Source organism: Streptomyces sp. CHD11 (assembly GCF_018638295.1).
Lineage (GTDB): Bacteria > Actinomycetota > Actinomycetes > Streptomycetales > Streptomycetaceae > Streptomyces.
This window is the reverse complement of sequence record NZ_JABTTS010000009.1, coordinates 259,009-285,839: the sequence shown is the minus strand read 5'-3', so window position 1 is coordinate 285,839 and position 26,831 is coordinate 259,009. Positions and strand designations below refer to the sequence as shown.

21 protein-coding genes are annotated in these 26,831 nt (G+C 72.6%); 10 read left to right on the top strand and 11 right to left on the bottom strand.

Features of this window, described 5'->3' with window-relative positions; all coding sequences use genetic code 11:
* Nucleotides 1-139: 139 nt before the first annotated feature.
* Nucleotides 140-1,021, top strand: a complete 882-nt coding sequence (gene mca, locus HTV45_RS11995; RefSeq protein WP_215205684.1) for a mycothiol conjugate amidase Mca — start codon at nt 140-142, stop codon at nt 1,019-1,021.
* Nucleotides 1,014-1,268: a hypothetical protein gene (locus tag HTV45_RS11990; protein WP_215205683.1), complete on the top strand. Its 255-nt coding sequence runs from the start codon at nt 1,014-1,016 to the stop codon at nt 1,266-1,268. Before mca ends, HTV45_RS11990 begins: the two co-directional genes overlap by 8 nt.
* 174 nt (nt 1,269-1,442) lie before the next feature.
* On the opposite strand, the gene HTV45_RS11985 is transcribed toward HTV45_RS11990, so the two are convergent.
* The gene (locus HTV45_RS11985) at nt 1,443-4,643 is read right to left on the bottom strand and encodes an AAA family ATPase (protein ID WP_215205682.1); all 3,201 of its coding nucleotides are present in this window, start codon (nt 4,641-4,643) and stop codon (nt 1,443-1,445) included.
* Nucleotides 4,644-4,792: 149 nt separating this feature from the next.
* Here HTV45_RS11985 and HTV45_RS11980 point away from each other — a divergent pair, with 149 nt between their 5' ends.
* On the top strand, nt 4,793-6,880 hold the full coding sequence (locus tag HTV45_RS11980) for a thioredoxin domain-containing protein (RefSeq protein WP_215205681.1): 2,088 nt from the start codon (nt 4,793-4,795) through the stop codon (nt 6,878-6,880).
* Between the two features lie 27 nt (nt 6,881-6,907).
* On the top strand, nt 6,908-7,069 hold the full coding sequence (locus tag HTV45_RS11975; RefSeq protein WP_215205680.1) for a hypothetical protein: 162 nt from the start codon (nt 6,908-6,910) through the stop codon (nt 7,067-7,069).
* 93 nt (nt 7,070-7,162) lie between these two features.
* Here HTV45_RS11975 and HTV45_RS11970 read toward each other — a convergent pair whose 3' ends face one another.
* Together HTV45_RS11970 and HTV45_RS11965 are read right to left on the bottom strand one after the other, a co-directional pair.
* Nucleotides 7,163-7,894, bottom strand: coding sequence for a Mut7-C ubiquitin/RNAse domain-containing protein (locus tag HTV45_RS11970; protein ID WP_215205679.1), 732 nt, complete (start codon nt 7,892-7,894; stop codon nt 7,163-7,165).
* A gap of 127 nt (nt 7,895-8,021) precedes the next feature.
* Entirely contained in the window at nt 8,022-8,726 is a 705-nt protein-coding gene (locus HTV45_RS11965) for a hemolysin III family protein (protein WP_215205678.1), read from the bottom strand.
* 326 nt (nt 8,727-9,052) lie between these two features.
* Here HTV45_RS11965 and HTV45_RS11960 point away from each other — a divergent pair, with 326 nt between their 5' ends.
* On the top strand, nt 9,053-10,873 hold the full coding sequence (locus HTV45_RS11960; RefSeq protein ID WP_215205677.1) for a phosphoenolpyruvate carboxykinase (GTP): 1,821 nt from the start codon (nt 9,053-9,055) through the stop codon (nt 10,871-10,873).
* Between the two features lie 374 nt (nt 10,874-11,247).
* On the opposite strand, the gene HTV45_RS11955 is transcribed toward HTV45_RS11960, so the two are convergent.
* On the bottom strand, nt 11,248-11,913 hold the full coding sequence (locus tag HTV45_RS11955; RefSeq protein WP_215205676.1) for a TetR/AcrR family transcriptional regulator: 666 nt from the start codon (nt 11,911-11,913) through the stop codon (nt 11,248-11,250).
* Nucleotides 11,914-12,010: 97 nt separating this feature from the next.
* On the opposite strand from HTV45_RS11955, the gene HTV45_RS11950 reads away from it, so the two are divergent.
* Nucleotides 12,011-12,910, top strand: coding sequence for an SDR family NAD(P)-dependent oxidoreductase (locus tag HTV45_RS11950; RefSeq protein WP_215205675.1), 900 nt, complete (start codon nt 12,011-12,013; stop codon nt 12,908-12,910).
* 55 nt (nt 12,911-12,965) lie between these two features.
* On the opposite strand, the gene HTV45_RS11945 is transcribed toward HTV45_RS11950, so the two are convergent.
* From HTV45_RS11945 to HTV45_RS11925, 5 genes are all read right to left on the bottom strand, one after another.
* Complete coding sequence (locus tag HTV45_RS11945; protein WP_215205674.1) at nt 12,966-14,585, bottom strand: VWA domain-containing protein; 1,620 nt, start codon at nt 14,583-14,585, stop codon at nt 12,966-12,968.
* A 9-nt stretch (nt 14,586-14,594) separates the two neighbouring features.
* A complete protein-coding gene (locus HTV45_RS11940) occupies nt 14,595-15,788 on the bottom strand; it encodes an AAA family ATPase (RefSeq protein ID WP_215205673.1) in 1,194 nt (397 codons plus the stop codon).
* 597 nt (nt 15,789-16,385) lie between these two features.
* Entirely contained in the window at nt 16,386-18,245 is a 1,860-nt protein-coding gene (locus HTV45_RS11935; protein ID WP_308309471.1) for a DUF4157 domain-containing protein, read from the bottom strand.
* Nucleotides 18,246-18,664: 419 nt separating this feature from the next.
* On the bottom strand, nt 18,665-19,087 hold the full coding sequence (locus HTV45_RS11930) for a hypothetical protein (RefSeq protein ID WP_215205672.1): 423 nt from the start codon (nt 19,085-19,087) through the stop codon (nt 18,665-18,667).
* Nucleotides 19,088-19,191: 104 nt separating this feature from the next.
* Nucleotides 19,192-20,403, bottom strand: a complete 1,212-nt coding sequence (locus tag HTV45_RS11925) for a pyridoxal phosphate-dependent aminotransferase (protein WP_215205671.1) — start codon at nt 20,401-20,403, stop codon at nt 19,192-19,194.
* A 326-nt stretch (nt 20,404-20,729) separates the two neighbouring features.
* On the opposite strand from HTV45_RS11925, the gene HTV45_RS11920 reads away from it, so the two are divergent.
* A complete protein-coding gene (locus tag HTV45_RS11920; RefSeq protein WP_251692020.1) occupies nt 20,730-21,017 on the top strand; it encodes a hypothetical protein in 288 nt (95 codons plus the stop codon).
* Between the two features lie 169 nt (nt 21,018-21,186).
* On the opposite strand, the gene HTV45_RS11915 is transcribed toward HTV45_RS11920, so the two are convergent.
* Together HTV45_RS11915 and HTV45_RS11910 are read right to left on the bottom strand one after the other, a co-directional pair.
* A complete protein-coding gene (locus tag HTV45_RS11915) occupies nt 21,187-22,797 on the bottom strand; it encodes an amidohydrolase family protein (RefSeq protein WP_215205670.1) in 1,611 nt (536 codons plus the stop codon).
* An 11-nt stretch (nt 22,798-22,808) separates the two neighbouring features.
* Nucleotides 22,809-24,074: an amino acid deaminase gene (locus HTV45_RS11910; protein WP_215205669.1), complete on the bottom strand. Its 1,266-nt coding sequence runs from the start codon at nt 24,072-24,074 to the stop codon at nt 22,809-22,811.
* A 134-nt stretch (nt 24,075-24,208) separates the two neighbouring features.
* Here HTV45_RS11910 and HTV45_RS11905 point away from each other — a divergent pair, with 134 nt between their 5' ends.
* From HTV45_RS11905 to HTV45_RS11895, 3 genes are read left to right on the top strand one after another with little or no spacing between them, the layout of a single operon-like run.
* A complete protein-coding gene (locus HTV45_RS11905; protein ID WP_308309468.1) occupies nt 24,209-25,549 on the top strand; it encodes a PfkB family carbohydrate kinase in 1,341 nt (446 codons plus the stop codon).
* Entirely contained in the window at nt 25,546-26,322 is a 777-nt protein-coding gene (locus HTV45_RS11900) for an IclR family transcriptional regulator (protein WP_215205668.1), read from the top strand. The genes HTV45_RS11905 and HTV45_RS11900 overlap by 4 nt, the downstream gene beginning before the upstream one ends.
* A complete protein-coding gene (locus tag HTV45_RS11895) occupies nt 26,319-26,729 on the top strand; it encodes a RidA family protein (RefSeq protein ID WP_215205667.1) in 411 nt (136 codons plus the stop codon). Before HTV45_RS11900 ends, HTV45_RS11895 begins: the two co-directional genes overlap by 4 nt.
* The last annotated feature ends 102 nt before the right edge of the window (nt 26,730-26,831 follow it).

Below are 26,831 nucleotides of genomic sequence, written 5' to 3'. Positions count from 1 at the left end.
CTCGGCAGGAAGGGAGCGCCGTCCCTCGACGGTTCCCGGGATCCGGACCCCGGAATTATTCGTCCCCCGATTCGGTCACTATAGAAGCCCGCGACCGCGCCGCCGCACACAGGGCGCGCCATGACTTGAGGAATGAGTCTTGACTGACCAGCTGCGACTGATGGCCGTGCACGCCCACCCCGACGACGAGTCGAGCAAGGGCGCGGCCACCATGGCGAAGTACGTGTCCGAGGGGGTGGACGTGCTGGTGGTGACCTGCACCGGTGGGGAGCGCGGCTCCATCCTCAATCCCAAGCTGCAGGGCGACGCGTACATCGAGGAGCACATCCACGAGGTACGCAAGAAGGAGATGGACGAGGCCCGCGAGATCCTGGGCGTGAAGCAGGAGTGGCTCGGCTTCGTCGACTCCGGCCTGCCCGAGGGCGACCCGCTGCCGCCGCTGCCGGAGGGCTGCTTCGCCCTGGAGGACGTCGACCACGCGGCCGGCGAACTGGTGCGGAAGATCCGCTCCTTCCGCCCCCAGGTGATCACCACCTACGACGAGAACGGCGGATACCCGCACCCCGACCACATCATGACCCACAAGGTCACGATGGTGGCGTTCGAGGGGGCGGCGGACACCGGGAAGTACCCGGAGGACGAGTACGGTCCGGCGTACCGGCCGATGAAGGTCTACTACAACCAGGGCTTCAACCGGCCCCGCACCGAGGCGCTGCACCAGGCGCTGCTGGACCGCGGCCTGGAGTCGCCGTACGGGGACTGGCTCAAGCGCTGGAGCGAGTTCGAGCGCAAGGAGCGCACGCTGACCACGCATGTGCCGTGTGCCGACTTCTTCGAGATCCGGGACAAGGCGCTGATCGCGCACGCCACGCAGATCGATCCGGACGGAGGCTGGTTCCGGGTGCCGATGGAGATCCAGCGGGAGGTCTGGCCGACGGAGGAGTACGAGCTGGCGAAGTCGCTCGTCGATACCTCCCTCCCCGAGGACGACCTCTTCGCGGGCATCCGGGACAATGCCTGATATGAGCGCAAGCGCAAGCCTGGCAATGACCCACCTGGTGCCTCTCGCCAAGGAACTCGACGAGGACAAGGTGACCCCCGGTGTTCTCGGGTTCATCGTGTTCGCGGTGATGGCTCTGGCGGTGTGGGGACTGATGAAGTCCATGAACCGGCACATGGGGCGGGTGGACTTCGAGGAGTCCGCGGAGCCCCGGAGCGGGGCGGAGGACGTCGCGGTGGCCGACGGCGGTACGACTTCGGCCACCTAGGGTGACCGCTGATCCCCGGGTGGTGGGCGGTGTGACGCTCGGCACCCCGTGCCGGTGTGAACCGGGAGGCGTCGCGCTGTCGCGGTGCCGTCGCGCCCGCCCGGGGAGGCGCGACTGCCCGCGGCGGGGCGAGGGGAGCGGCGCGAGGGTCCGGGCTCGCGCCGGGTCGTCCGGTCACGCGTGTGAGGTGACCGGCACTCCCATGACCTCGCGGGCCTGGCGGCCGGGGACCAGGCCCAGGTGCCAGGCCTGCCAGCCGGCCTCCAGGGTGACGCCCCGCTCGAGGAGGAGCCGGTAGGCCTCCATGCAGTCGGTCAGTTTGCCGTCGCGGGCCGGATGGACGGCGCGGGCCAGCTCGGAGAGTTCCTCCTGGGCCACCGCCGTACCGACCTCCGTACCGCCCGGGGCCGCGTACGGCAGCAGCGTGCAGCGCAGGAAGCGCGCCCAGTCCTCGCCGCGCCGGTCGCCGTACGACACGAACAGCGTGACCGCCTCGTCGCACAGGGCCAGCGCCTGCGGTGTGCGCGCGTTGCCCGCGTCCACCACCGCCAGCTCCAGACAGGTCCACGCCTCTCCGTGGGCCACCCCGATCCGCTGGAAGTCGGCGCGCGCGTCCACGAGGAGCTGACGGGCGAACCCGGAGTTGCGCAGCGAACCCGTCTGCGCCGCCCGCTGGTCCCGGGTCACCCGCGCCGAGTGGTGCCGGGCGCAGGCCAGACCGTAGACGTCCCGCATCCGGGAGAACATCGTGCGGGCACGTTCCAGCTCACGCACCGCACGGTCCAGGTCACCCGTCTCCTCCAGCGCCTGCCCCAGGTAGTACAGCGTCCACGCCTCACCGCGGGCGTCCTCGTTGTCCCGGTGCCGGGCGGCGGCCCGCCGCAGCTCCTCCACCGCCGGTGCCGGGTCGCCGTCGACCAGCCGGGCCCGCGCCAGCTCCGTCAGCGCCCACGCCTCACCGCGGGCGTCGCGGGTGCGGCCGTACAGGTCCAGGGCCGTCCGCAGCTCGCCCTCGGCGCGCGGCACATCGCCCGTCCGCAGGTTCAGCTGCCCCAGCTGGAAGTGCGCCCACGCCTGCCCGTGCACGGACTCGCCCGCCCGGTGCAGCACCAGCGACCCGGTGAGCAGGTCCAGCGCCTCGGCCAGCCGCGCCCGGTCCCGCTCCACCGCCGCGAGCGCGTGCATCGTCCAGGCGCGGTCCGTGGCCAGCTCGGGCGCCGCCTGGAGATCCATCGCCTCCCGCAGCCTCGCGGACGCGTCCGTCAGGTTCCCCTGATGGTGCAACGTGATGCCCAGCGAGGTCAGCGCCCGCGCCGCGCCCGCCTCGTGCTGGGCCTCCCGGTACAGGTCGACCACCGAGGTCAGCGTGGTCCGCGCCTTGTCCAGCTCGCCCAGCTGGCGTGCCGCGATGCCCGTGCGCCACTGCACCGAGCGCACCAGCAGCCCCTCGTCCACCGCCTGCGCCAGCTCGTTGATCTCCCCGAGCCGGTAGAGGTCGCCGCGCAGCAGGCAGTAGTCGCACAGCGCGCCCAGCAGATTCAGCACCGCCGCCCGGTCCACGCCCTCCGCATGCCGCAGCGCCGCCGTGATGAAGCTCGACTCGTCGTCCAGCCAGCGCAGCGCCTCGTCCAGCGAGGTGAAGCCGTACGGACCGAAGTGGTCCGAGCGGGTCGACACGTTGCCGTCGACCAGCCGCAGCACCGAGTCGGCCAGCTCCGCGTAGTTCACGATCAGCCGCTCCTGCGCCGCCGTACGCTCGGCCGGCTCCTCCTCGTCGAGCAGCCGGGCCAGCGCGAAGGCGCGGACGAGGTCGTGCAGCCGGTAGCGGCTGTGCCGCACGCGGTCGATCAGTCCGGCGCGGTGCAGCGCCGTCAGATGCCGGGTCGCCTCGGTCTCGTCGGTGGCGAGCAGCGCCGCGGCGGCCGCGGCCCCCAGCGAGGCCCGCCCGGCCAGTGCCAGCCGCCGCAGCAGCCGCCGTACGGTCTCCGGCTGGTCGGTGTAGCGCAGCCACAACGCCCGCTCGACCGGATCGACGGGCCCGTACGCCCCCAGATCGGAGGCGAGCGCGAGCGGGGAGCGCGGGCCCAGGGCCGCACCGGCGATCCGCAGCGCCAGCGGCAGACCCCCGCACAGGTCCCGCACCCGCTCCGCGGACTCGGCGTCGTAGGGACCCGAGGTGTCCTGCGCGGCGGCGGCGAGGAGCTCCTCCGCACCCGCCGCGTCCAGCGGTTCCACCGGCAGTTGATGGACGCGGGCCGGCAGATCGTCCGGCAGTCCCAGGGGCGCCCGCGAGGTGACCAGGACCAGACTCTCGGACCGCTCCGGAATGAGCGTGCGCACCTGCTGCGGGTCGGAGACGTCGTCCAGCACCACCGTGACCGGCGTCCCGGTCAGATGCTGGTGGTACAGCTCGCTCAGCCGCCTGACCTGCTGGTCCGGCGAGGACCGCTCGCGGAACAGCAGCTGCTCGCGGGGGGCGCCGAGCCGGTTCAGCAGATGCAGCAGCGCGTCCCGGGTGGAGAGCGGGGGCTCCCCCGGGCTGTCGCCGCGCAGATCGACGACACAGGCACCGCGGAAGTGGTCCCTCAGCTCGTGCGCGGCCCGCACCGCAAGAGTCGTACGGCCGCTGCCGGACGCCCCGTGCAGCACCACCACCGTCGGCTGCGTCTCGGTGCTCGCGCGGGCCGCCTGCACCCACTGCCTGATCCGCGCCATCTCCTGCCGCCGTCCCGCGAACGGGCCGTGCGGCTCCGGGAGCCGGCCGAACGACTGCCCCAGCACACTGCGCCCGCGGGCCGCCGCGCTCTTGTCGGCGCCGCGCAGCCGGGGCCCCGCCTTCTTCGGCCCGGTGGACGCGGCCAGCACCCGCTGCTGGTCCAGGAAGGGGCGGATCCCGCGCACCTCCAGCGCCGTCAGCCACTGCAGCCGCAGCTGGTCCGGTCCGCCGGGCTGGCTCACCGCGCCGGCCCGGTGATGGGCGGCGGGCACATGGGTGCCGGCCACCTTCACCACGGTCGCCGCAGCGCCGGCGACCCCGACGGCCACACCCGCGCCCAGCGCGGTCCCGGTCCCGGTGCCGAGCGCCATGTCGGCGACCACGGCGGCGACCCCCGCGACCCCGGCCACCAGCAGCGGAGTGCCGGCACCGTCGCGGGCGTAGCGCTGCCGGAAGGTGAGCCGGCCGGCCTCCGCCTCGTCCAGGGCGCGCGTGTACGCCGCGTACTCCTCGGCCGCCGCCTGCGCCATCGTGTCCAGCGCCCCGCGCGCCCGGCTCAGCAGCACCTTTCCGTCGGTGCGCCCGCCCGACCGGCGCACCTCCTCCTCCACGGCCCGCGCCAACAGCCGCTCGGCGTCCGCCCGCTGACTGTCCCGCATGTGATGTCCCCCTCCGGCGGCGTCGGCCGGTCCCGGCCGCGTTCCCTGCTCACAAGTGTGTCGCGTGGGGGCCGCCGTGTGGAGAGGGCCCGATCTCCCGGCTGTGTGCTGCCGGGCTCCGCGGCGGGTACTGCGGCAGGATGGACACCATGCCGAACCGACTGGCCCAAGAGACGTCCCCGTACCTGCTGCAGCACGCCGACAACCCGGTCGACTGGTGGCCGTGGTCCCGGGAGGCGTTCGAGGAGGCGCGGCGGCGGCAGGTGCCGGTGCTGCTCAGCGTCGGCTATTCGAGCTGCCACTGGTGCCATGTCATGGCGCACGAGTCCTTCGAGGACCAGGACACCGCCGACGCCATGAACGCGCACTTCGTCAGCGTCAAGGTGGACCGCGAGGAGCGGCCCGACGTGGACGCCGTGTACATGGAGGCGGTGCAGGCGGCGACCGGGCACGGCGGGTGGCCGATGACCGTGTTCCTCACCCCGGACGCCGAGCCGTTCTACTTCGGTACGTACTTCCCGCCTGCCCCCCGGCACGGCATGCCGTCCTTCCGGCAGGTGCTCCAGGGGGTCCACCAGGCCTGGGACGAGCGGCGGGGCGAGGTGGACGAGGTCGCCGGGAAGATCACGCGGGACCTGGCGGAGCGGGAGCTCTCCTACGGCGACGACCAGGTGCCCGGGGAGCAGGAGCTGGCGCAGGCGCTGCTGGGGCTGACCCGTGAGTACGATCCGCAGCGCGGCGGGTTCGGCGGGGCGCCGAAGTTCCCGCCGTCCATGGTGCTCGAGTTCCTGCTGCGGCACCACGCCCGCACCGGCGCCGAGGGCGCGCTGCAGATGGCGCGGGACACCTGTGAGCGGATGGCACGGGGCGGGATCTACGACCAGCTCGGCGGGGGCTTCTCCCGGTACTCCGTGGACCGGGACTGGGTGGTGCCGCACTTCGAGAAGATGCTCTATGACAACGCGCTGCTGTGCCGGGTGTACGCGCATCTGTGGCGGGCCACCGGCTCCGAGCTGGCGCGGCGGGTGGCGCTGGAGACCGCGGACTTCATGGTGCGGGAACTGCGCACCGCGGAGGGCGGGTTCGCGTCCGCTCTGGACGCCGACAGCGAAGAGGTGGTGTCGCCCGAAGGGCGTGGTCGGGAAGGGGATGGCGGGCGACGGGAGGGCGGCACGGGCAAGCACGTCGAGGGCGCGTACTACGTGTGGACGCCGGCGCAGCTCCGGGAGGCGCTGGGGGAGGACGACGCCGGGCTCGCCGCCCGGTACTTCGGGGTGACCGAGGACGGCACCTTCGAGGAGGGCGCCTCGGTGCTGCGGCTGCCGCAGCGCGACGAGGTGGTCGACGCGGGGCGGATCGAGGACATCCGGGAGCGGATGCTCGCGGCGCGGGCGCTGCGTCCCGCTCCGGGCCGGGACGACAAGGTGGTCGCCGCCTGGAACGGGCTGGCGATCGCCGCGCTCGCCGAGACGGGCGCCTACTTCGACCGGCCGGACCTGACGGAGGCCGCGGTCGCCGCCGGTGACCTGCTGGTGCGGCTGCACTTCGACGAGCAGGCCCGTATCGCCCGCACCAGCAAGGACGGTCACGTCGGTGCCAACGCGGGCGTGCTGGAGGACTACGCCGACGTCGCCGAGGGCTTCCTGGCGCTCGCGGCGGTGACCGGAGAGGGTGTGTGGCTGGAGTTCGCCGGACTGCTGGCCGACCACATCCTGGCCCGCTTCACCGACGACGAGTCGGGTGCGCTGTACGACACGGCGTCCGACGCGGAGCGGCTGATCCGGCGTCCGCAGGATCCGACCGACAACGCCGTCCCCTCCGGCTGGACCGCCGCGGCCGGCGCGCTGCTGGGCTATGCCGCGCACACCGGATCCGAACCGCACCGCACCGCCGCCGAGCGGGCGCTGGGGGTGGTGAAGGCGCTCGGGCCGCGGGTGCCGCGGTTCATCGGGTGGGGGCTCGCGGTCGCCGAGGCCGTGCTGGACGGTCCGCGGGAGGTCGCGGTGGTGGGGCCGGCGCTCGACGACCCGGCCACAACCACCTTGCACCGTACGGCACTTCTGGGTGCCGCGCCCGGTGCGGTGGTCGCCGTCGGGATCCCGGGGAGCGATGAGTTCCCGTTGCTGGCCGGCCGTCCCCTCGTCGACGGCGGGGCGGCCGCGTATGTCTGCCGGAACTTCACCTGTGACGCGCCGACGACCGACTCCGACCGGCTGCGCACGGCGCTCGAAAGCTGAACGACCAGCCGGGCAGCGTGAGTTGCGGTGTTCCCCGCCGGGGTCGAGCCGACCACGAGGGCCCGCTGCGCGTGGCTGGAGGACCACGACTACGGTCCCCTGAAGCTCAACGGCGGGGACGACCCGCTGAAGCTCGACCGGAACCGTGACGGGACGGCCTGTGGCGAGGGGGACGTGAGGGTGCGCTGAAGCGCTCCCTCGGGGGGCGGGGGCCGTACCGGCGTGCGGCTCCGTGGGCGCGACCGGCCGGCACCGGTCCGCGGGTCCCCCCGGCGCGCACGGTCAGCGGCGCTGCGAGCGCAGCGCCACCGCCCGGTCCACGATGGCGACCAGTTGCTCGTGATGGGCGCCCTTCCAGTACGCGCGCCCGCAGTCGGTACACCGCGCGAACACGTCGTACGTACGGTGCGTACCGCCCTTCAGCTGGTCGGCGACCTCCTCCTTGCCGGCCTCGCGCAGCAGCCCGTTGCAGGCGGTGCACCGTGTCCACGGCCGCAGCTCGGGCTCGAACCGGTCCAGCACGTACGTGAGCTGCTCCTCCGGCCGGGTGCTGTACACGAAGGCCCCCGCCCACAGCTCACGCCGCCGCAGCAGCCCTCGGTCGCGGCTGAGCATCACCCGTTTCTCCGCCGCGGACCGCGCGGCCAGCGCCGGATCGCCGATGTCGGTCGACTCGTAGGCCGTGTCCACGCCCAGCAGCCGCAGCCGGCGGGCGAGCGTACCGAGGTGGACGTCGAGCAGGAACCGCAGGGGAGCGCCCGGGACCCGCTGGGGGTGGGTGTGCGCGCGGACGGTGACCGATTCGCCCGCGGCCGGGACATGCCCGGCGGGCACCTCACGGCCGTCCACGAGCAGCGTGCCGACCTCGGTCAGCGGGACTCCGAGGGACTCGATGACGTGGCCGAGGCCGGCGACGCCGTCGGTGACGGCCGTCGTGGTACCGGTGGGCCGTGCCCGGGGGACGAAGAGCAGCAGCCCGGGGTCGAGGGCGACATGGATCTCGGGACCGTTCACCCGGCCAAGGATGTCATGTCCTGGCCCCTGGTCCCCGGGATTTCCCGTGGCCGGGGCATGCCCGTATGGCAGAAGGCCGCGGTGTCGCCACCGCGGCCTTCTCGTGGGCGGGCGAGCCCTGGACGTGCTAGTACGCCACCAGGGAGATCCCCACGTAGTGGGCGATGAAGGCGGCCAGGGTGAGCGAGTGGAAGACCTCGTGGAAGCCGAACCAGCGGGGGGAGGGGTTGGGCCTCTTGAGGCCGTAGATGACCCCGCCCGCGCTGTAGAGCAGGCCGCCCACGACCACCAGGACGAGCACGGCGATGCCGCCGGCGCGCATGAAGTCCGGGAGGAAGAAGACGGCTGCCCAGCCCATGGCGATGTAGCAGGGCGTGTAGAGCCAGCGGGGGGCGCCGACCCAGAAGACCCGGAAGACGATCCCGGCGGCGGCGGCCGCCCAGATGCCCCACAGCAGCCACTGCCCCTTGGAGTCCGGCAGCAGCAGGATGGTCAGCGGGGTGTAGGTGCCCGCGATGATCAGGAAGATGTTGGCGTGGTCGAGGCGGCGCAGCAGCCCGTCCATGCGGGGGCTCCAGTCGCCCCGGTGGTACAGCGCGCTCACGCCGAACAGCAGACACGCCGTGAGGGCGTAGACCCCGCAGGCCAGTCGTGCGCGGGGTGAGTCGGCGAAGGCGGTGAGGACCAGGCCGGCGATCAGGGCGGCGGGGAACATGCCCAGGTGCAGCCAGCCGCGGAGCTTGGGCTTGACGGGGTGCGGCAGGGAGGTCGCCACCGGGCCGGAGCCGTCGGCCGGCGGGTCCGCGGGGGCGTCGGGGACGAACGCAGTCATGTCTCGCATCGTACCTACGGGACCGTAAGTTATGCCTCGCGGTGATGAATTGGGTTCCCGAAGTGGCCATCCTCTCACGCCGTCCTCCCGCGGAGTCACGCAAAGAATGCGCCATGACTGCCCAACGTGAACGTAAAAATCCCGGAAAGGCCGTGGTCAGCGTCACGTTGCTCACTTGTGCGGCCCTCTGGACAGATGGGCGCTCGCATCGGATGATCAAATGAGTGCGGTCGACACCGGATGAGCGCCCCACGCACCACCGTGAAGCATCCGGGTCGCAGCCCCCACGGGGCCTCCCGACAAAAAACCCTCATTTAGGAGTGAACGTGGCGCGCGACATCGAGGAAACCGGCGTCCCCACCACCCACCAGGGACTGATCTCCTGGGTCGACGAGATCGCAGAGCTCACCCAGCCGGACAACGTGGTCTGGTGTGACGGTTCGGAAGCCGAGTACGAGCGCCTGTGCGAGGAGCTCGTCGCCAGGGGCACCTTCCGCAAACTCGACCCGGTCAAGCGCCCCAACTCGTACTACGCGGCCTCCGACCCCACCGACGTCGCCCGCGTCGAGGACCGGACGTTCATCTGCTCCGAGAAGGAGGAGGACGCCGGCCCCACCAACCACTGGAAGGCCCCCGCCGAGATGCGGGACGTCTTCACCGGGGAGAAGGGCGTCTTCCGCGGCTCCATGAAGGGCCGCACGATGTACGTCGTGCCCTTCTGCATGGGCCCCCTCGGCTCGCCGCTCTCCGCCATCGGCGTCGAGATCACCGACTCCGCGTACGTCGCCGTCTCCATGCGCACCATGACCCGCATGGGCCGCCCGGTCCTCGACGAACTCGGCACCGACGGCTTCTTCGTCAGGGCCGTGCACTCCGTCGGCGCCCCGCTGGAGCCCGGCCAGGAGGACGTCCCCTGGCCCTGCAACAGCACCAAGTACATCTCCCACTTCCCCGAGGACCGCGAGATCTGGTCCTACGGCTCCGGCTACGGCGGCAACGCCCTGCTCGGCAAGAAGTGCTACGCGCTGCGCATCGCCTCCGTCATGGCCCGCGACGAGGGCTGGCTGGCCGAGCACATGCTCATCCTCAAGCTCACCCCGCCCACCGGTGAGCCGAAGTACGTCGCCGCCGCCTTCCCGTCCGCCTGCGGCAAGACCAACCTGGCCATGCTGGAGCCCACCATCTCCGGCTGGACGGTCGAGACGATCGGCGACGACATCGCCTGGATGCGCTTCGGCGAGGACGGCCGTCTGTACGCCATCAACCCGGAGGCCGGCTTCTTCGGCGTCGCCCCCGGCACCGGCGAGCACACCAACGCCAACGCCATGAAGACCCTCTGGGGCAACTCGGTCTTCACCAACGTCGCCCTCACCGACGACGGCGACGTCTGGTGGGAGGGCATGACGGAGGAGCCTCCGGCCCACCTCACCGACTGGAAGGGCAACGACTGGACGCCCGGGTCCTCCGCGCCCGCCGCGCACCCCAACGCCCGCTTCACCACGCCCGCCGCGCAGTGCCCGATCATCGCGCCGGAGTGGGAGGACCCCAAGGGCGTGCCGATCTCCGCGATCCTCTTCGGCGGCCGCCGCGCCAGTGCCGTCCCGCTCGTGACCGAGTCCTTCGACTGGAACCACGGCGTCTTTCTCGGCGCCAACGTGGCCTCCGAGAAGACCGCCGCCGCCGAGGGCAAGGTGGGCGAGCTGCGTCGCGACCCGTTCGCCATGCTGCCGTTCTGCGGCTACAACATGGGCGACTACATGGCCCACTGGATCGACGTGGCGAAGGACAAGGACCAGTCAAGGCTGCCGAAGATCTACTACGTCAACTGGTTCCGCAAGAACGACGAGGGCACGTTCGTCTGGCCCGGCTTCGGGGAGAACTCCCGTGTCCTGAAGTGGATCGTGGAGCGACTGGAGGGCAAGGCGGAGGGCGTCGAGACCCCGATCGGCGTGCTTCCGTCCAAGGCCGCGCTGGACACCGCGGGCCTCGGCCTCTCCGACGCCGACCTCGACTTCCTGCTCACCGTCGACAAGGACGTGTGGCGCGAGGAGGCCGCCCTGGTCCCCGACCACCTCAACACCTTCGGCGACCACACGCCGGATGAGCTGTGGGACCAGTACCGCGCCCTGGTGCGGCGCCTGGGCTGACGCCCGCACAGACCCCGCGGCCGGTCGGTACAACGGTTTGAGGATGCCCTGACCAGCGATCGTCACGCCACGACCGGCCGCGGAACACACCGGCGGGGCCCCGCACAACGGCGTGCGGGGTACCGGGCCCGCCATCGCCCCCTCCGTCCGCCCCGACGGAACCCGGCGACGGCGGACCCGCTCCCGCCTCCTTCGGCACGGCCCACCCAGAGGGCTCACGAACGTGCCGACGCGTGACCGAGCGCCCCGTGCCGACGGACCCCGTCGGTACGGGGCGCTCGGCCGTTTCTTCACCCCAGGGGCTTCCCCCGCGGTCCCGGCTTTCCGCCCTTCCGCACAGCCGCGGCCTGCGCGCGGCCGGGGGGCGGAGCGGTTCAGGTGCGTGGCAGCACGCCCAGCAGCGTCGAGGTGAAGGAGAGCCGCAGGGCGTCACGCAGCCCCAGGTGGAACACGCCGAGGGCGGGCTCCTCCTCGTAGGCGGCGAGGAGACTGGGCGGCGGCGGGACGTACGCCGACAGGGCGCCCGCCGAAGCCAGACTCATCAGGCAGAACGGCCGCGCGTCGTCGCCGAGCTCGGGCACGTGGCGTCGTACCAGCTCGGACATGGTCGTGAGCCTGGCGAGGGAGATCCGCTTGTGCCGCTTGACCTCCTCGACCGAGACGTTGTGCTCCAGGACGCCGCCCTGCGCGCCGAAGAGGTCGCACAGCGCCACGCGGTCCGCCAGTGACCCGCTGAGGACCTCGGCCAGCTGTCCCGCTCGCACCTCCGGCGCCGCGTCCGCGTCGATGCCCGCGGCCAGTTCGTCCGCCAGTTCGGTGAGCCAGCTCTCCAGAAAGGCGTTCAGCAGCTCCAGCAGCACCGCCTCGCGCGACTCGAAGTAGCGCAGCACGTTCGACTTGGCCAGGCCCACCCGTCGGCTGAGCTCATTGAGGCTCACCTCGGCCACGGGCATCTCGGCGAGCATCGCCGCCGCCGTGTCCAGGATCGCCCGACGGCGGATCTCCCGCTGCTCCTCGCTTCGCGCCCGTTGGAATGTCACGCTTCCAGCCTAACTTACAGACCAGCGGTCTCTTGACATGAGACCGGCGGTCTCTTACGGTCCTCGTAACAGACCGATGGTTTTTTAGGAGCGGGTCATGAGTGACGACTGGACCGAGCAGCACATCCCCGATCAGCACGGCCGGGTGGCGATCGTGACCGGCGCCAACACCGGGCTGGGATTCGAGACCGCCCGGATGCTCGCCACGCGGGGGGCGAGCGTGGTCATGGCCGTCCGTGACGTGGAGAAGGGCAAGCAGGCTGCCGCCCGCATCGCCGGCGACGTCACCGTCCAGGCCCTCGACCTGGCCTCCCTGGACTCGATCCGCTCCGCGGCGGCCGACCTGGGCGCGGCCCACCCGCGCATCGACCTCCTGATCAACAACGCGGGTGTGGCGCACACCCCGCGGCGGACCACCGCCGACGGCTTCGAGCTGCAGTTCGGCACCAACCACCTGGGCCACTTCGCCCTCACCGGCCTGCTGCTGGACCGGCTGCTGCCGGTCCCCGGCTCCCGCGTCGTCACGGTCAGCAGCACCGGCCACCGCATCCGGGCCGCCATCCACTTCGACGACCTCCAGTGGGAGCGCTCCTACAGCCGTGTCGGCGCCTACGGCCAGGCCAAACTCGCCAACCTGATGTTCACGTACGCACTGCAGCGCCGGCTCGCACCGCACGGCACCACGGTCGCGACGGCCGCCCATCCGGGCGCGGCCCGGAGCGAGCTCACCCGCAACCTGCCCACCGCGTTGCGCATGACCGTCGCCCGGCTCGGGCCACTGCTCTTCCAGGCGGCCGACAAGGGAGCTCTGCCCACCCTGCGCGCCGCCACCGATCCGGCGGTCCGCGGCGGCCAGTACTACGGCCCCGGCGGTCTCGCCGGGGCCCGCGGCCTTCCGAAGCTGGTCACATCCAGCCCCGCCTCCCACGACCAGGCCGCACAGCAGCGTCTGTGGACCGTCTCGGAGGAGCTCACCGGCGTGACGTTCCCCGTGTGACGGGGCGGGGGCTCCCCGGCCGCCGCGGTACACGGACCCGCCGGGGCGGGCCGGGTCAGATCACGCGGAACAGGTCGGCGGCCGTGTGGACGTCGGTCAGGTCGTCGACGGTGCGGAGGTTGTCGCACAGGGACTCCAGGACCGAGCCGGGGTCGGTGGCCTCCGGGGTGGCGATGGCCACGCCGAAGAGGCGGAAGCCCAGGCGGTGCCGGGCGTCGTTCCAGCCGCGCACCCACGTCTCCGTGACCTCGCACGCGTCGTCGGTGATCATGACGATGTCGCCGCGTCCGCGGGCCGTGTCGTCGAACTCCTCCTCCAGGATCTCGACCGCCGTGCTCAGCGGCCGCTGGAAGTCGGTGCCGCCGCCGAGGAACGTCTCCGCGAAGTCGAGGACGTCGGTGATGTCGGCCGGCCGGTCGCCCGGGAAGCGGAAGACCTGGAGTCTGTCGGCGGCGGAGAAGAGGATGCCGACGAAGTCCCGGCCGGCGTGACGGGCCTGGTCGAGCAGCGCCAGCGCGCACGCCTTGGACCAGGCCTCCCGGGTGATTCCGCCGGGACCCTCCGCGTACATGGAGTGCGAGGTGTCCACGCACGCGATCACGGCGCCCCGGCCGGTGGACTGCTCGCCCTGGGCGTCGTAGAGCATCAGCTCCCCGGCGGCGTAGCGCGCGGCGAACACCGCCCGCAGTTCGGGCACGCCGAGGGTGGCCAGCTCGGAGGGGATGACCCGGGAGAGGTCGTCGCCGAGGGTGACACCGACCAGTTCCCCCATCGCGTTCTCCACCTTGCGCGCACGCTCACCGTCGGCCATCCGCCTGAACCGGCCGATCAGTTCGGCCCACCGGGCGAGCCGTCCGCCGCGCAGCCGCTCGGCGAGCCGGGCGCGCTCGTCGAACGGCATCCGTTCCAGCTCGCCGGGGCCCACGCCCCAGGCACGCGTCAGCGCGGCTTCGCGCCGGACGGCTTCGGCTGCCGTCGCCGTCGCGTTCCGGGCGGCGGCACGGATGCCGGGGAGCGCCGCCGCGAGGGCCTGAGCGGCGGCACGCTCCTCCCGCCGGGCCCCGGCCTCGGCGGCTTCGGCGGCCTCGACGGCACGGCGTACGGCGTCGGCGGCCGGGGCGGGTACGGTGCCGTCCTCGCCGGCCTCCTCCGCGGCCTGCCGCAGCGCCTCGCTCACGGCGCTCGCGGCGGTCACGGTCTCCCGCTGCGCCCGGTCCGCCCGTCCGGCCCGCTCCCGCGCGTCCCGTGAGCGTTCCAGGAGGCCGCGCAGCCCGGGGGCCTGGGCCAGTACGGCCATGGCGGCCGCGTAGGGATCGCCGGCCGTCTCCCGGTGCAGCCCGCCGAACTCGGGTGAGCTCATCAGCGTGGCGACGACCTGGTGGTTGAGCAGGTGGGAGGGTGCCATCCGGGCGCGGTCGCGCAGGCGCGGGGCCGCCAGGTACGCGGCCAGGAACACGTCCGTCAGGAGGTCGGTGGTGTGGGCGTGGCCGGCGTTCAGCTCCGCCGCCAGCTCGCGCAGCCCCGCCGACTGCCCGTACACGTCCCGCCACGCGACCCGGTCGAACGGGCCCGTCACCACGGCCGCGGTGTGTTGCTCGGCCGCCGCGGCGGACAGGGCCAGCCACTTCGCGGCCCGGTGCGCCGGCCCGGCCGGTCCGCTGTACGTCTCACCCATCGCGGAGCCTCACTGCTCGGCCTGCACCATGCTCGCGTCCATGCCGAGCGCCTCGGTCAGGACGCGGGCGCGGACGGCGCGCCGGCGGTCGGTGACCCGGTCGATCGTGGCGGTGGAACGGCCCGCGTTCGCCGCCTCCTCACGCAGTTTCTCCAGCCGCTTCCCCGCCATGGCGAGCTTGCCGTGGGCGTTCCTGATGACCCAGTCGCTCAGCGCCTCGCGGGACTGCCCGGCCATGGAGTCGAGCTGTGCCTCCAACTCCTCGATGACATCGGCGAGATCGAGCGCCTCCTTGGCATCCGGGTTGACCAGGTGCAGCACCTCCCGCTCCACGATGGGGCGTTGGGCGGGGGAGTCCCACAGCACATGCGTCAGCACCGCGAGATCGGTCTCCGCCACCGCGGTACGCCCGTCGAGGTACGCGGAGGCCTGGAGCAGCCCCACCGCCTGCCGCCAGCGGCGGTCGGAGGCGACGAGTTCCTTGCGGCGCAGGGCGGCCCGCAGCGTCACCACCGCGTCCACGATCAGGTCCGGGACCTCCACGGAGGGCACGCCCCCGGTCACGGCCTGTTGCAGAGCGGGAAGCCCGACCGTCGTCCGGGCCGGTGCCGCGGGGCGGTTCACGGCGGACCGGACCAGCGCGGCGAAGTTCGACGGGTCCTCCAGATACCCGACCTCGATCCGCACCAGCAGCCGGTCGTAGATCGCGGCGGAGTCCTCCCCGGTGGGCAGCTCGTTGCTCGCCGTGATGGCGCCGATGAGGGGGCAGCGGATGGGTTCGCCGCCGCTCTCGGGGTGGTAGATCCGCTCGTTGAGATAGCCCAGCGTCTCGTTCAGCGCGGCCGTCGAGCACTTGAAGATCTCGTCGATGAAGGCGATGTGCGCGGTCGTGGCACGTCCGTCGTACACCTGCCGGTACTCGCCCCGGGCCAGCGCGGCGACGTCGATGGGACCGAACATCCGTGTCGGCGCGGTGAACTTCGACAGCAGGATCTCCCAGTAGGAGGCTCCCTCGATCCGGCCCGTGAGGTCCCGCGCCAGCTCCGACTTCGCCGTCCCCGGCGGGCCCAGCACCAGGGAGTGCTGCCCGGCCAGCAGGGTCACCACCAGCGTCCGTACGACGTCCGCCCGTTCGTAGAAGCGCTCCGACAACTCCTCGCACACCGCGCGCAGCCGCTGGGCCGTGTCCTGCGCGTTGCTCATTCACCGCTCCTCGCCTGTGACGCCTCGGGGGCCGCTGGGACGGCAGTCCCCCGACGTTACCGGGACTTCCGCCCCGAGCCCCGGCGTTCTCCCGCCCGGGGACGGACGCGTCCCGGGCCCGCTCCGACGCGACCCTACGGCCCCTCGCCCGCACGTGGGGCAGTGGTCGACCGGCAGGGGTGGACCGTCAGCCACTGGAAGTGCGCCCCCGGAGCAGTACCCGGGCGGCAGGCCCCGGCGGGGAGTGGCCGCTCCAGCGGCACGCTCCGGCCGGCCGGGCAAGGCGTTCTGCCGGTCCGACCGCGCACCCCGCCGGCGTCAGCGCCTGCCGGCGACCGGGATCCCCCCGTTCGTCGTCCACGGCCGCCGTGACCGGTTCCGCCCCGTCGGGGCCGGCGGGGCGAAGGTGTGCGCCCGTTCCCGGAGCACGGCTGCCCCTCGTCGGGGAGGCCGCCACCGCGATCCCCGGTGCGGCGGCCGGCGACGGGACCGGGCACCGCTCACGCCCGGAAGGAGGGCAGCCGGTGCACCTGGGGCCTCTCGTTCGGACGAGGCCGGGCTCGAGGGTCCGATCCGGCCTGATCCGAACGCAGGACCTCAGTCGGCGGGCCCCTGCAGGCGCTCCGCGGCGGCGCGCAGATCCGACAGCCACCGGTGGTAGATCCCGAACTCCTCGAGGAAGTGCGCCAGCTTGCCGACCCACTCCTCACTGCTGTTCCCCTGCTGGTTGAGCACGTTCCGCAGCGACACCTGCGTGACACCGGAGAGGCGGACGGCCGAACCGACGAGCTGGCCCAGCTGGGCGGCGTCCTCGGCGAGGAGGATTCCACCCGCACCGGCGGCCACCTTCCCCTGGGCCTCGGTGACCGCGTCCTGCACGTCCTTGGGCGCCTTGCGCCTCTTGACCGCCTCGCCCGCGCTGCTGACGTCGCGCAGGCGCTTGTGGGCCAGGCCCTTGTAGACCGCGCGGGCCTGGTCGAACTGTCTGTTGTTGTCAGCGGGTCCCAGGTTGAGCGGACGGGCGGAGGTCCTGCCGATGTGCGCGTCGCCCATGTCGGTCGTGGAGGTCAGGACCTCCTGGCCGAGGATCTCCCAGCCGTTCGGCCCGAAGCTCAGCATGTTCGTGACCTCGGGCAGGCTCTTGTCGGCCCCGGGGCCCATGTACTCGTCGTCGCCGAACCAGTCCATGGTGCTCCGGGCGTGCTGGAATTCCAGCGCGTCCGCCATCCGGCTGCCGGGCGACTGGTAGTGCCAGGCACGGAACATGCCCGGTCCCTGGGAGCTTCCGGTGACGGCGAAGGCGCATCCGTTCATCGTGGCCGTGAAGACGAGGCCCGCACCCGGAGCGTTCCCCGGCTCCCGCGGGATCTCCGTGTGACCCACCTGTGTCTCGGGATTGCGCGCGCCCCCTGTGAGGTAGGGGACGTAGGAGGAGCGGAGGTAGCTGCCCTCGGGCTGCACGGGCGGCAGGTCCGGGTGTCCGACGAGCGCCCGCAGGAACGGGTGCGCCGCCTGGTACTCCTGGTCGGCCACGTACATCTCCAGGGCGGGGGTCAACAGGTACGCCGGGCCGGAGCCCTGTCGCCGCGGGTCGGCCGTCAGGACGAACCAGTGACGGGGCAGACCGCCCAGGACCGCCCCGAGGCTGTCGTAGGCGGCGTTCAGTGCCGGTCGGCTCCAGCGCGCCTTCATGCCCGTCACCACGTCCATGGAGAGCATGTTGGACGCCAGGAAGTCCTGCGGACTGTCGGTCAGGTCCTCCTCCACCGTGCGCTGCACCATGACCTCGGACGCACCCGAGGCGGCCTGGAGGGGCGCGGCCCCGTGCGCGGCGTCGTCCGTCTGACGCTGGAGCGGAGCCGCACCGGACACGACGCGCGCCGCGTTCGCCTCGGCTTCGCGTTCGAAGCGGTCGGAGGGGTCCGAGACCCGCAGCCCCGAGCCGTTGTCCGTGCCCGCGACCGGACCCTGGCTCTGCTGGATCACATGGGTCAGCTCGTGGGCCATGGTGCGCCGGTCGGCCCCGTCCTTGCCGATGACGATGTGGTGGCCGGCGGTGTAGGCGCTGGCCCCGACCTCGGCGGCCGACTCCTGGGCGGCGGCATCGTCGTGGACCCGGACGCCGGAGAAGTCCGCGCCCATCTTGGGCTCCAGATCGGCGCGGAGGGCCGAGTCCAGCGGACGGCCGGCCCCGCGCAGCACCTCGGGCACGGTCGAGCGCTGCACCGCGGGCTGCGCGCTCTCGTGGCCGCAGCCCTCACCGTGCCGGTGCTCCTCCTGGGCCCACGGGTGTCCCGCCTGCCGGAGCATCTGTACGACGGCCTGGTTGCCGCTGCCCGCCTGCAGCGAGAGCAGACTGCCGGCCTGCGGCACGGAGGACGGCCGGCGCGGCCCGGAGCGCGCCGCCGCCTTCGCGTCGGACCGCTCGTCCGCGTTCTCCCGGCCGCTCACTCGCACACCAAACTCCTTGCTCACCGGGGCAGTTCACGCTCGTACAACCAAATCCGGACGCACGTCAGGTTCGGACAATACGGGTCAACTCCGAGGCCCCACAAGGGCAGCCCGCCGGGATGCCCGTACAGGCAACGGAAGGTGCCCCTTCGTGCAACGCCGCCCGGGGCCGGCCGGGGAAGCGCCGGCAGCGGAGCGGGAGCCGGTCACACCGCGGCGGAGGTCGTCCGGGGACCTTGCCGTCGCACCCGGTCGTGTGGCGACGCCGCAGGTGGTGACGGCGGCAGGGCTGAGCCCGTCGACGGGTACCCCGGGGTGGCGCGCCCGGGATGCCCGTCGACGGTGGGGGATGTGTGGCGCCCGGTCCGCGCGTCGCTGCGGGTGCGCGCGGACCGGGGCCGTTCGGGGGGAGCCCGGGGCGGGGCTCAGCGGGACGTGAGCGCGCGCGGGTGCAGGGCCGCGGCGTGCGCGTCCATCTGTTCGGCGGCGAGGATCGCCACCGCCGTGTCGGCGCGGGACGCGGCGACGACCAGGGTGCGGCCCGCGAGGGCGTGGGCGCGCCGGTGCAGGGCCGCCGCGTTCGGTTCGCGGCCCGTGCTCCTCGCCGGCACGCGGGTCGGCACACGTCCTCCCCGCAGGCGGGCGACCTGCTCGGTGAGCCGCTCGGCGGCGGTGTCCAGGCCGGCCGAGGGCGCCGTGGTGCGCAGCTCGTCGGTGACGGCGAGCAGCGCGGCGAGATGGCCCGCGAGCTGGATGTCCAGCTCTTCCTCGCGGGAGCGGTGGGGGAAGTCGTGGGGGGTGCCGGCCACCGTGCTGTGCACCGACTTGTCACGGATCGGTTCGTACATGGATGGCCTCCTGGGTGCTGGCAGGAAACCATCCTAGCTTAGATACTGTCTAAAGTTGAGTCGTTCACAAGATCAGACGGTCGATACCGCTTGGTCAAGCTTGGTCAGGGCTGCCCGTACCCGTCCAGGAAGCGGCCGATACGGCCCATCGCGTCCCGCAGATCGGTGACCGACGGCAGCGTGACGATCCGGAAGTGGTCCGGCTCCGGCCAGTTGAAGCCGGTGCCCTGGACGACCATGATCTTCTCTCGGCGCAGCAGGTCCAGGACCATGCGGCGGTCGTCCTTGACCTTGAAGACGCCGGGGTCGAGGCGGGGGAAGAGGTACAGCGCCCCCTTCGGCTTCACACAGCTCACGCCCGGGATCTGGGTCAGCAGCTCGTACGCCGTGTCCCGCTGCTCGCGCAGCCGCCCGCCGGGCAGGACCAGCTCGTCGATCGTCTGGCGTCCGCTGAGTGCCGCGACCACCCCGTGCTGACCCGGCATGTTCGCGCACAGCCGCATGTTCGCCAGGACCGTCAGGCCCTCGATGTAGGAGTCGGCGTGGGCGCGCGGGCCCGAGATCGACATCCAGCCCACCCGGTAGCCGGCCACCCGGTACGCCTTCGACATGCCGTTGAAGGTGAGGGTGAGCAGGTCGGGGGCGACCGAGGCGGTCGGGATGTGCTCGGCGTCGTCGTAGAGGATCTTGTCGTAGATCTCGTCCGAGCAGACCAGCAGGTTGTGGCGGCGGGCGATGTCGGTCAGGCCCTTGACGACCGCCTCGTCGTAGACCGCGCCGGTCGGGTTGTTCGGGTTGATGATGACGATCGCCTTGGTGCGGTCGGTGACCTTGCGCTCCACGTCGGCGAGGTCCGGCATCCAGTCGGACTGCTCGTCGCAGCGGTAGTGCACCGCCGTACCGCCGGAGAGGGAGACCGCGGCCGTCCACAGCGGGTAGTCGGGCGCCGGGACGAGCACCTCGTCGCCGTCGTCCAGCAGGCCCTGCATGGCCATCACGATCAGCTCGGACACGCCGTTGCCGATGAAGACGTGCTCGACGTCGGTCTCGATGCCGAGGGTCTGGTTGTGCATGACGACCGCCCGGCGTGCGGCCAGCAGGCCCTTCGCGTCGCCGTAACCGTGCGCCGTCGACACGTTGCGGAGGATGTCCTCCAGGATCTCGGGCGGGCACTCGAAGCCGAACGCCGCCGGATTGCCGGTGTTCAGCTTGAGGATGCGGTGACCGGCCGCTTCCAGGCGCATCGCCTCGTCGAGCACCGGGCCCCGGATCTCGTAACAGACGTTGGACAGCTTGGTCGACTGGATCACCTGCATGCTGGGAGCTTACGGGCCGGTATGGCCCTTGGGGTCGTGTTGTCCGCCACGTGGGACGCGTCGATTCGGGTGGTTTTGCCCGCACGGGCCCGTCCGGCGGGGTCCGCCTCCATCACCTTCACACCGAGCCTCCCCACGCCGGGCGCCCTTTCCGTCGTGCGGTCGGGCGACCCTGAGGGTCGCGACGTGCGGGTTACCGGCCGGAAACAAGTCCTTGCCCCCAGGTCGTCCGCATGGTGACAATGTGCATGACAATGGCATGCCTCATCTCGCGGGCGGCCGGAGGGTTCCCGGCCGGCTGTCCGACGCCGCTGGAGAGGACCCCCGTGAGAAGACCTCTCGTCGTGTTCTGCGCCCTGGCCCTCGCCGGGGCGGGCGCGACTCCCGCGGTCGCCTCCGCGCCTCCCCCCACGGGCGCGGATACGGCCACGGGTGCGGTCCCGGCCACCTCGTTGACGGACCTCGTCGACGACACGGCCGGGGCCGCGGCGGACGCCCTGTCCGGACTCCTCGCGCCGAAAGCCGGCGCGGTGGACCTCGCGGGCAGCGCCACCGGCCAGGTGGTCGCGCCGTCAACAACACCGGCAACGTCGACGGCGAGCGCTGCACGGTGAACAACCCGTGCGAGGTCGACGAGAACGGGCGGGTCACGGTCCGCCAGGGCATCAACTACGCCCAGCAGACATACCTGTTCCCGGCCTGCTTCGGCGTGGACAACAGGCTCGAGCTGACGCGGGCGGCTGCGCGGTCCCCAAGCCGTAGGCCGGACGGAGGGGCGGGCGGTCAGCGGGAAGTCCTGCGGACCGCCCGGCCCGCCAGCGCGTCCGTGCGCCGCCCGTCCTCGATCACGAACCGCCCGTCGACCATCACGAACGGGATGCCCGTCGGCAGGGTCCTCGGTTCGGCGAAGGTCGACCCCGCGGCCACCGTCTGCGGATCGAGGAGCACCAGGTCCGCCCGGTACCCCTCGCGGATCCGCCCCCGGTCCGGCAGCCGCAGCCGCGCCGCCGGGCGCGCGGTCAGGTGCGCCACGCACTCCTCCAGCGACAGCACCCCCAACTCCCGCACGTAGTGCCCGAGGTAGTGCGGAAACGTCCCGTACGCGCGCGGGTGCGGCTTGGCTCCCTGGAGGATGCCGTCCGAGCCGCCGGTGTGCACCCGGTGCCGCATGATCGCCCGGACGTTCTCCTCGTGCCCGACGTGCTGGAGGATGGTGGGGGCGAGGCGGTCCTTCAGCAGCAGCTCCCGGGCCACCGCCCAGGGCGACTCGCCGCGCTCCCGCGCCGACTCCAGGACCGTACGGCCCACGTACTCGCCCAGCGCGGGGTCTCCTACGCCGGAGATCTCGATGGTCTCCCACTCCATGGGCACCCCGTGGCAGCCGTCCGAGCCGGTGACCTCCAGATGGTGCCGTATCCGCTCGGCGGTCCCCTCGTCCGCGAGCCGCCGCAGGGTCTCCCCGGGGCCGCCCTCGCTCGCCCAGCTCGGCAGCAGCGCCGCGAGCGTGGTGCAGCCGGGGGTGTAGGGGTAGGTGTCGAGGCTGATGTCGGCGCCCGAGTCCAGGGCCTGGTCCAGGAGCGACAGCAGCTCGGGAGCGCGTCCCTTGTTCACCCCGAAGTTCATGGTCGCGTGCGCGAGGTGCAGCGGGCAGTCCGCCTCCCGGGCCAGCGCCACCATCTCCTCGTACGCCTCCAGCGCGCCGGCGCCGTAGGAGCGGTGATGGGGGCAGTAGTAGCCGCCGTACGACCCCACCACCCGGCACAGCTCGGTCAGTTCGCCGCCCCTGGCGTACATGCCGGGCGCGTACGTCAGCCCCGACGACATGCCGACCGCGCCCTGCTCCATGCCCTCGGCGACCAACTGCCGCATCCGGTCGAGCTCTTCCGGCGTGGCCGCCCGGTCCTCCCAGCCGACGGCGAGCGCGCGGACCGTGCCCTGCGGGATCAGATACGCGGCGTTGACCGCGATGCCCCGGTCCAGCCGGTCCAGGTACTCGCCCACGGACCGCCAGTCGAAGTCGATGTCGTCGCCCGGACCGTTCCACCCGGCGACCGCCCGGCGCACCTCGCCGAGCGTGCGGTCGTCGACCGGCGCGTACGACAGCCCGTCCTGGCCGAGGACTTCGAGGGTGACGCCCTGCGCGGCCTTGGCGCTGTGGTCGGGGTCGCGCAGCAGCGCCAGATCGCTGTGGGCGTGCATGTCGATGAAGCCGGGCGCCAGCACCAGCCCCTCGGCGTCCAGTTCGCGGCGGGCCTTCGGGCGCTGACAGCCCGCGTCCGCCGCCTCCTTCACGATGGTGACGATGCGGCCGCCGTCGACGACCACGTCCGCGCGGTACGAGTGGTCGCCGGAACCGTCCACGACGTCCGCGTCCCGGATGACGAGCTCTTCCATGCGCCGGCCTCCTAGAAGAACGTACGGATGTAGTCGACCACCGTGCCGTCGGCCTCCGCCACGGGGATGAGCACCCACTTGTCGAACGACGTGCACGGGTGGGACAGCCCGAGTCCCACCCAGTCTCCCACCTCCAGATCCGCCTCCCCGGTGGTGCGCAGCCACGCGTGCTGGTCGGACAGCCCCGTCACCGAGATCCCCTCGGCCGGGCGCTCGGCGCCGTCCCGGCGGACCACCTGGGCGTACGGCAGGTCGAGGTCGTAGGCCGCGTCCCGCTTGCCCGCGTTGGTGAACGCCTGCCCGGGGGAGGGACGGGACACCACCTGCGTCCACAGCCGGAACGCCGGTTCCAGCGCGCCCTCGTCCGGGACCCGGTTGAAGGGCGTCAGCTTGCGGTAGTGGCCGTCGTCGTGCGAGACGTACGCCCCCGAGCGCAGCAGCTTCCGTACGGGCAGGGAGAGTTCGGGGACCTCGGCGAAGACGTCCGCCACCGCGTCGAACCAGGCGCTGCCGCCCGCGCTCACCACGATCCGGTCGAGTCCCGCGAACCGCCCCGCCTTGTCGAAGTCCACGGCGAGCGCCACCAGTCGCCGCAGCCACGCGTGCACCCGTTCCGGATCGGCCCCCGGCACCTCGCCCTCGTACCCGGCGACCCCGGCCAGCCGCAGCGACCGTGCCTCCGCCACGGCGTCGGCGACGGTGGCACACTCCGCCTCCGTCCGCACGCCGGTGCGCGCGCCCTCACCCGCGGCGAGCTCGACGACGACGTCCAGGGGCCGGGAGGTACCGGCGAGTGCCGCGTCCATCAGTTCGACCCCGCGCACGGAGTCGACGTAACAGAGGAACCGGAACTCCGGGTCGGCGTCCAGCTCCTGTGCGATCCACCGCAGCGCCGCCGCGTCCACCAGCTCGTTGGCGAGGAAGATCCGCTGGATCCCGTAGGCCCGTGCCACCCGCACCTGATGGGGGACGGCCAGCGTGATGCCCCATGCCCCCTGCTCGATCTGGCGCCGGAAGAGCTGGGGGGCCATGGAGGTCTTGCCGTGCGGGGCGAAGGCGAGCCCGTGCCGGGCCGCGTAGGTCTCCATCAGCCGCAGGTTGTGCTCCAGGCGCTCGGCGGAGAGCGCGAGCACGGGGGTGGTGAAGCCGCCGGTGAAGAGGTTGCGCCGCTGGGCGGCCAGTTCGCCGACGGTCAGCCCCCAGGCGTCCGGCGGAAGGCCCTTGAAACGGTGGTCCACCCGTTCCTCGGTGAGGTGGGCGAGAGCGTCGAGGACCATCAGAGCCTCCCTGTTCAGCAGTGTTGCAAAGCTTGCAACATGCGTTGCGTATATCGCTTAGGGCTGTCTAACATCTCGGCCACGCGGGGTCAACGGACACCGCCGCCCCGCACCGGACGAGGAGCCCCGCCATCGTGACCGTCACCGGACCCTGCAACGGCCCCGACGACGTGGACGTCGTCGCGCTCGGCGAGTCCATGGTGACGTTCCTGCCCTCCCGGCCGGGCCGCCTGGCCGACGTCCCGTCCTTCGGCCGGGGGATCGGCGGCGCGGAGTCCAACGTGGCGTGCGTGCTCGCGGCGGCGGGACACTCCGCGCGGTGGATCAGCAGGGTCGGCGCCGACGGCTTCGGCGACCACCTCCTCGAGGCGATCGGCGGATACGGGGTCGACGTGTCGCACGTCCGCCGCGACCCGGCCCGCCCGACCGGCGTCTACTTCCGCACGGCGGGGGACCGGTCCACGGACACCCACGAGGTCGCCTACTACCGCGCGGGCTCGGCCGCCTCGGCGATGTCGCCGGCCGCCGTGGACCTGGACGCCGTACGCGCCGGACGCGTGCTGCACCTGTCCGGCATCACACCGGCGCTCTCCACCGGCTGCCTGGCCCTGATGCGGGAGCTGACCGCCCCCCACCCCGCCCGCCCCCTGATCTCGTTCGACGTCAACCACCGCCCGGGCCTGTGGACCGACGGGCACGGCCCCGAGGAACTGCTGGAACTGGCGCGAGGGGCGGACCTCGTCTTCGTGGGAGAGGACGAGGCGGAGGAAGCCTGGGGCATCACAGGCGGCCCCGCCCGCATCCGCGCCGCTCTGCCCGAGCCGGAGATGCTGGTGGTCAAGCAGGGAGCACGGGGAGCCGTCGCCTTCCACGATCCCCCGGTCGGCCAGGCCCGCCTCCTCTCCCCGGGCGGCCGGACCCGCCTCCCCGCGGGCGGCCGTGCCGACCTTCCCGCGGACGGCCGGACCCGTCTCCCCGAGGTCGACCAGGCCCGCTTCCCCGAGGTCGACCAGGCCCGTCACCCCGAGGCCGGTCAGGCCCGCCTCCCCGCGGGCGGTCGTGCCGCGGGGGCGATGGGGGTCCGGCCGCCCGAGCAGAGCCGAGAGCGGGGAAGGACGGGCGCGGACGGCGGCCCGCAGACGCCGGGCCGCGCACCCTCCCCCCGCCCAGCCGCCACCGAGCCGGCCCTGGAAGTCGACGTGGTCGCAACGACGGGCGCCGGTGACGCCTTCGCCGCCGGCTTCCTCTCCGCGACGCTCCGCGGCCTCCCCCTGCGGGACCGGCTCCGGCACGGCCACCTCATGGCGGCAGCCGCCCTCACCGCCCCCGGCGACCTCGCCCCACCACCCGCCCGCGCCCACGCCGACCGCCTCGCCGCCCTCGACGGCACCGCGTGGGGGAGACTGCGACTCGGCCCCGGCTGGACACAGGCCGAAGAACACCGAGGGCCCGAGAAGGAGGCACGCACCCGATGAGCCAGACCGTAGACCGCGCCCTGAGCATCCTCCCGCTGCTCGCGGAAGGCCCCGCCGACCTCGGCCAGGTCGCCGACCGCCTCGGCGTGCACAAGTCCACCGCCCTCCGCCTCCTGCGCACCCTGCACGAACACGGCATGGTCTACCGCCAGGCCGACCAGCGCTACCGTCTCGGCGCCCGCCTCTTCGCCCTCGCGCAGGAGGCGATGGAGAACCTCGACGTCCGCGAGATCGCCCACGCCCACCTCGTACGCCTCAACGAGAGCTGCGGGCACACCGTGCACCTCGCCGTCCACGAGGAGAACGAGGTCCTCTACATCGACAAAGTGGAGAGCCGCTACCCGGTCCGCATGTACTCACGGATCGGCAAGCCCGTCGCGATCACCGTCGCGGCCGTCGCCAAGCTGCTCCTCGCCGACCTCCCCGAGCACGAGCGCCGCGCCCTCGCGGAGAAGCTCGACTACCCCATGTACACGTCCCGTTCGACACCCCACGCCACCGCGTTCCTCCAGGAACTGGCCAGGGTGCGCGAACAGGGCTGGGCCACCGACCTGGGTGGCCACGAGGAGTCCATCAACTGTGTCGCCGCGCCGATCCGCGGCGCCGACGGCAAGGTCGTCGCCGCGATGTCGGTCTCCGCGCCGAACGTCGTCGTCACCGCCGACGAACTCCTCACCCTGCTCCCACTGGTGCGCCGTACCGCGGACGCCATCAGCGGCGAGTACTCCGGCCGGACCCCGGCAGCACCTCCAGTGAAGGAAACATCCGCATGAGCGAGAAGGTCGCGCTGACCCCCACGACCCACACCACCCCGCCCGCGAAGTTCTCCCACGGCGTCCGCAAGGGCAACCTCCTCCAGGTCGCCGGCCAGGTCGGCTTCCTCCCGCACGAGGAGGGCAAGGCACCCACCCCCGCCGGTCCGGCCCTGCGCGAGCAGACCCTCCAGACCTTCGCCAACGTCCAGGCGATCCTCGAGGAGGGCGGCGCGAGCTGGGACGACGTGATGATGATCCGCGTCTACCTCACCGACGTGGACCACTTCGCGGAGATGAACGAGATCTACAACGCCTACTTCGAGGAGCAGGGCCTCACCCAGCCGCCCGCCGCCCGCACGACCGTGTACGTCGGTCTGCCCGCCGGCCTCCTCATCGAGATCGACGCGCTCGCCGTCCTCGGCTGACCCGCGCGTCCCTCCCGCCTCCCCACCGCCGTACGTCGTCACGGCACGGCAGTCCCGCACCCCGGGGACGCCGTGCCGCGATCCCCCCTGCCCGAAAGTCCC

Excerpts from the sequence above, each read along its gene's own strand:
- HTV45_RS11990 (WP_215205683.1), top strand. The coding sequence starts at position 1,014 with ATGCCTGATATGAGCGCAAGCGCAAGCCTGGCAATGACCCACCTGGTG.
- HTV45_RS11985 (WP_215205682.1), bottom strand. The coding sequence starts at position 4,643 with ATGCGGGACAGTCAGCGGGCGGACGCCGAGCGGCTGTTGGCGCGGGCC.
- HTV45_RS11980 (WP_215205681.1), top strand. The coding sequence starts at position 4,793 with ATGCCGAACCGACTGGCCCAAGAGACGTCCCCGTACCTGCTGCAGCAC.
- HTV45_RS11965 (WP_215205678.1), bottom strand. The coding sequence starts at position 8,726 with ATGACTGCGTTCGTCCCCGACGCCCCCGCGGACCCGCCGGCCGACGGC.
- HTV45_RS11950 (WP_215205675.1), top strand. The coding sequence starts at position 12,011 with ATGAGTGACGACTGGACCGAGCAGCACATCCCCGATCAGCACGGCCGG.
- HTV45_RS11945 (WP_215205674.1), bottom strand. The coding sequence starts at position 14,585 with ATGGGTGAGACGTACAGCGGACCGGCCGGGCCGGCGCACCGGGCCGCG.
- HTV45_RS11940 (WP_215205673.1), bottom strand. The coding sequence starts at position 15,788 with ATGAGCAACGCGCAGGACACGGCCCAGCGGCTGCGCGCGGTGTGCGAG.
- HTV45_RS11930 (WP_215205672.1), bottom strand. The coding sequence starts at position 19,087 with ATGTACGAACCGATCCGTGACAAGTCGGTGCACAGCACGGTGGCCGGC.
- HTV45_RS11925 (WP_215205671.1), bottom strand. The coding sequence starts at position 20,403 with ATGCAGGTGATCCAGTCGACCAAGCTGTCCAACGTCTGTTACGAGATC.
- HTV45_RS11915 (WP_215205670.1), bottom strand. The coding sequence starts at position 22,797 with ATGGAAGAGCTCGTCATCCGGGACGCGGACGTCGTGGACGGTTCCGGC.
- HTV45_RS11910 (WP_215205669.1), bottom strand. The coding sequence starts at position 24,074 with ATGGTCCTCGACGCTCTCGCCCACCTCACCGAGGAACGGGTGGACCAC.
- HTV45_RS11900 (WP_215205668.1), top strand. The coding sequence starts at position 25,546 with ATGAGCCAGACCGTAGACCGCGCCCTGAGCATCCTCCCGCTGCTCGCG.
- HTV45_RS11895 (WP_215205667.1), top strand. The coding sequence starts at position 26,319 with ATGAGCGAGAAGGTCGCGCTGACCCCCACGACCCACACCACCCCGCCC.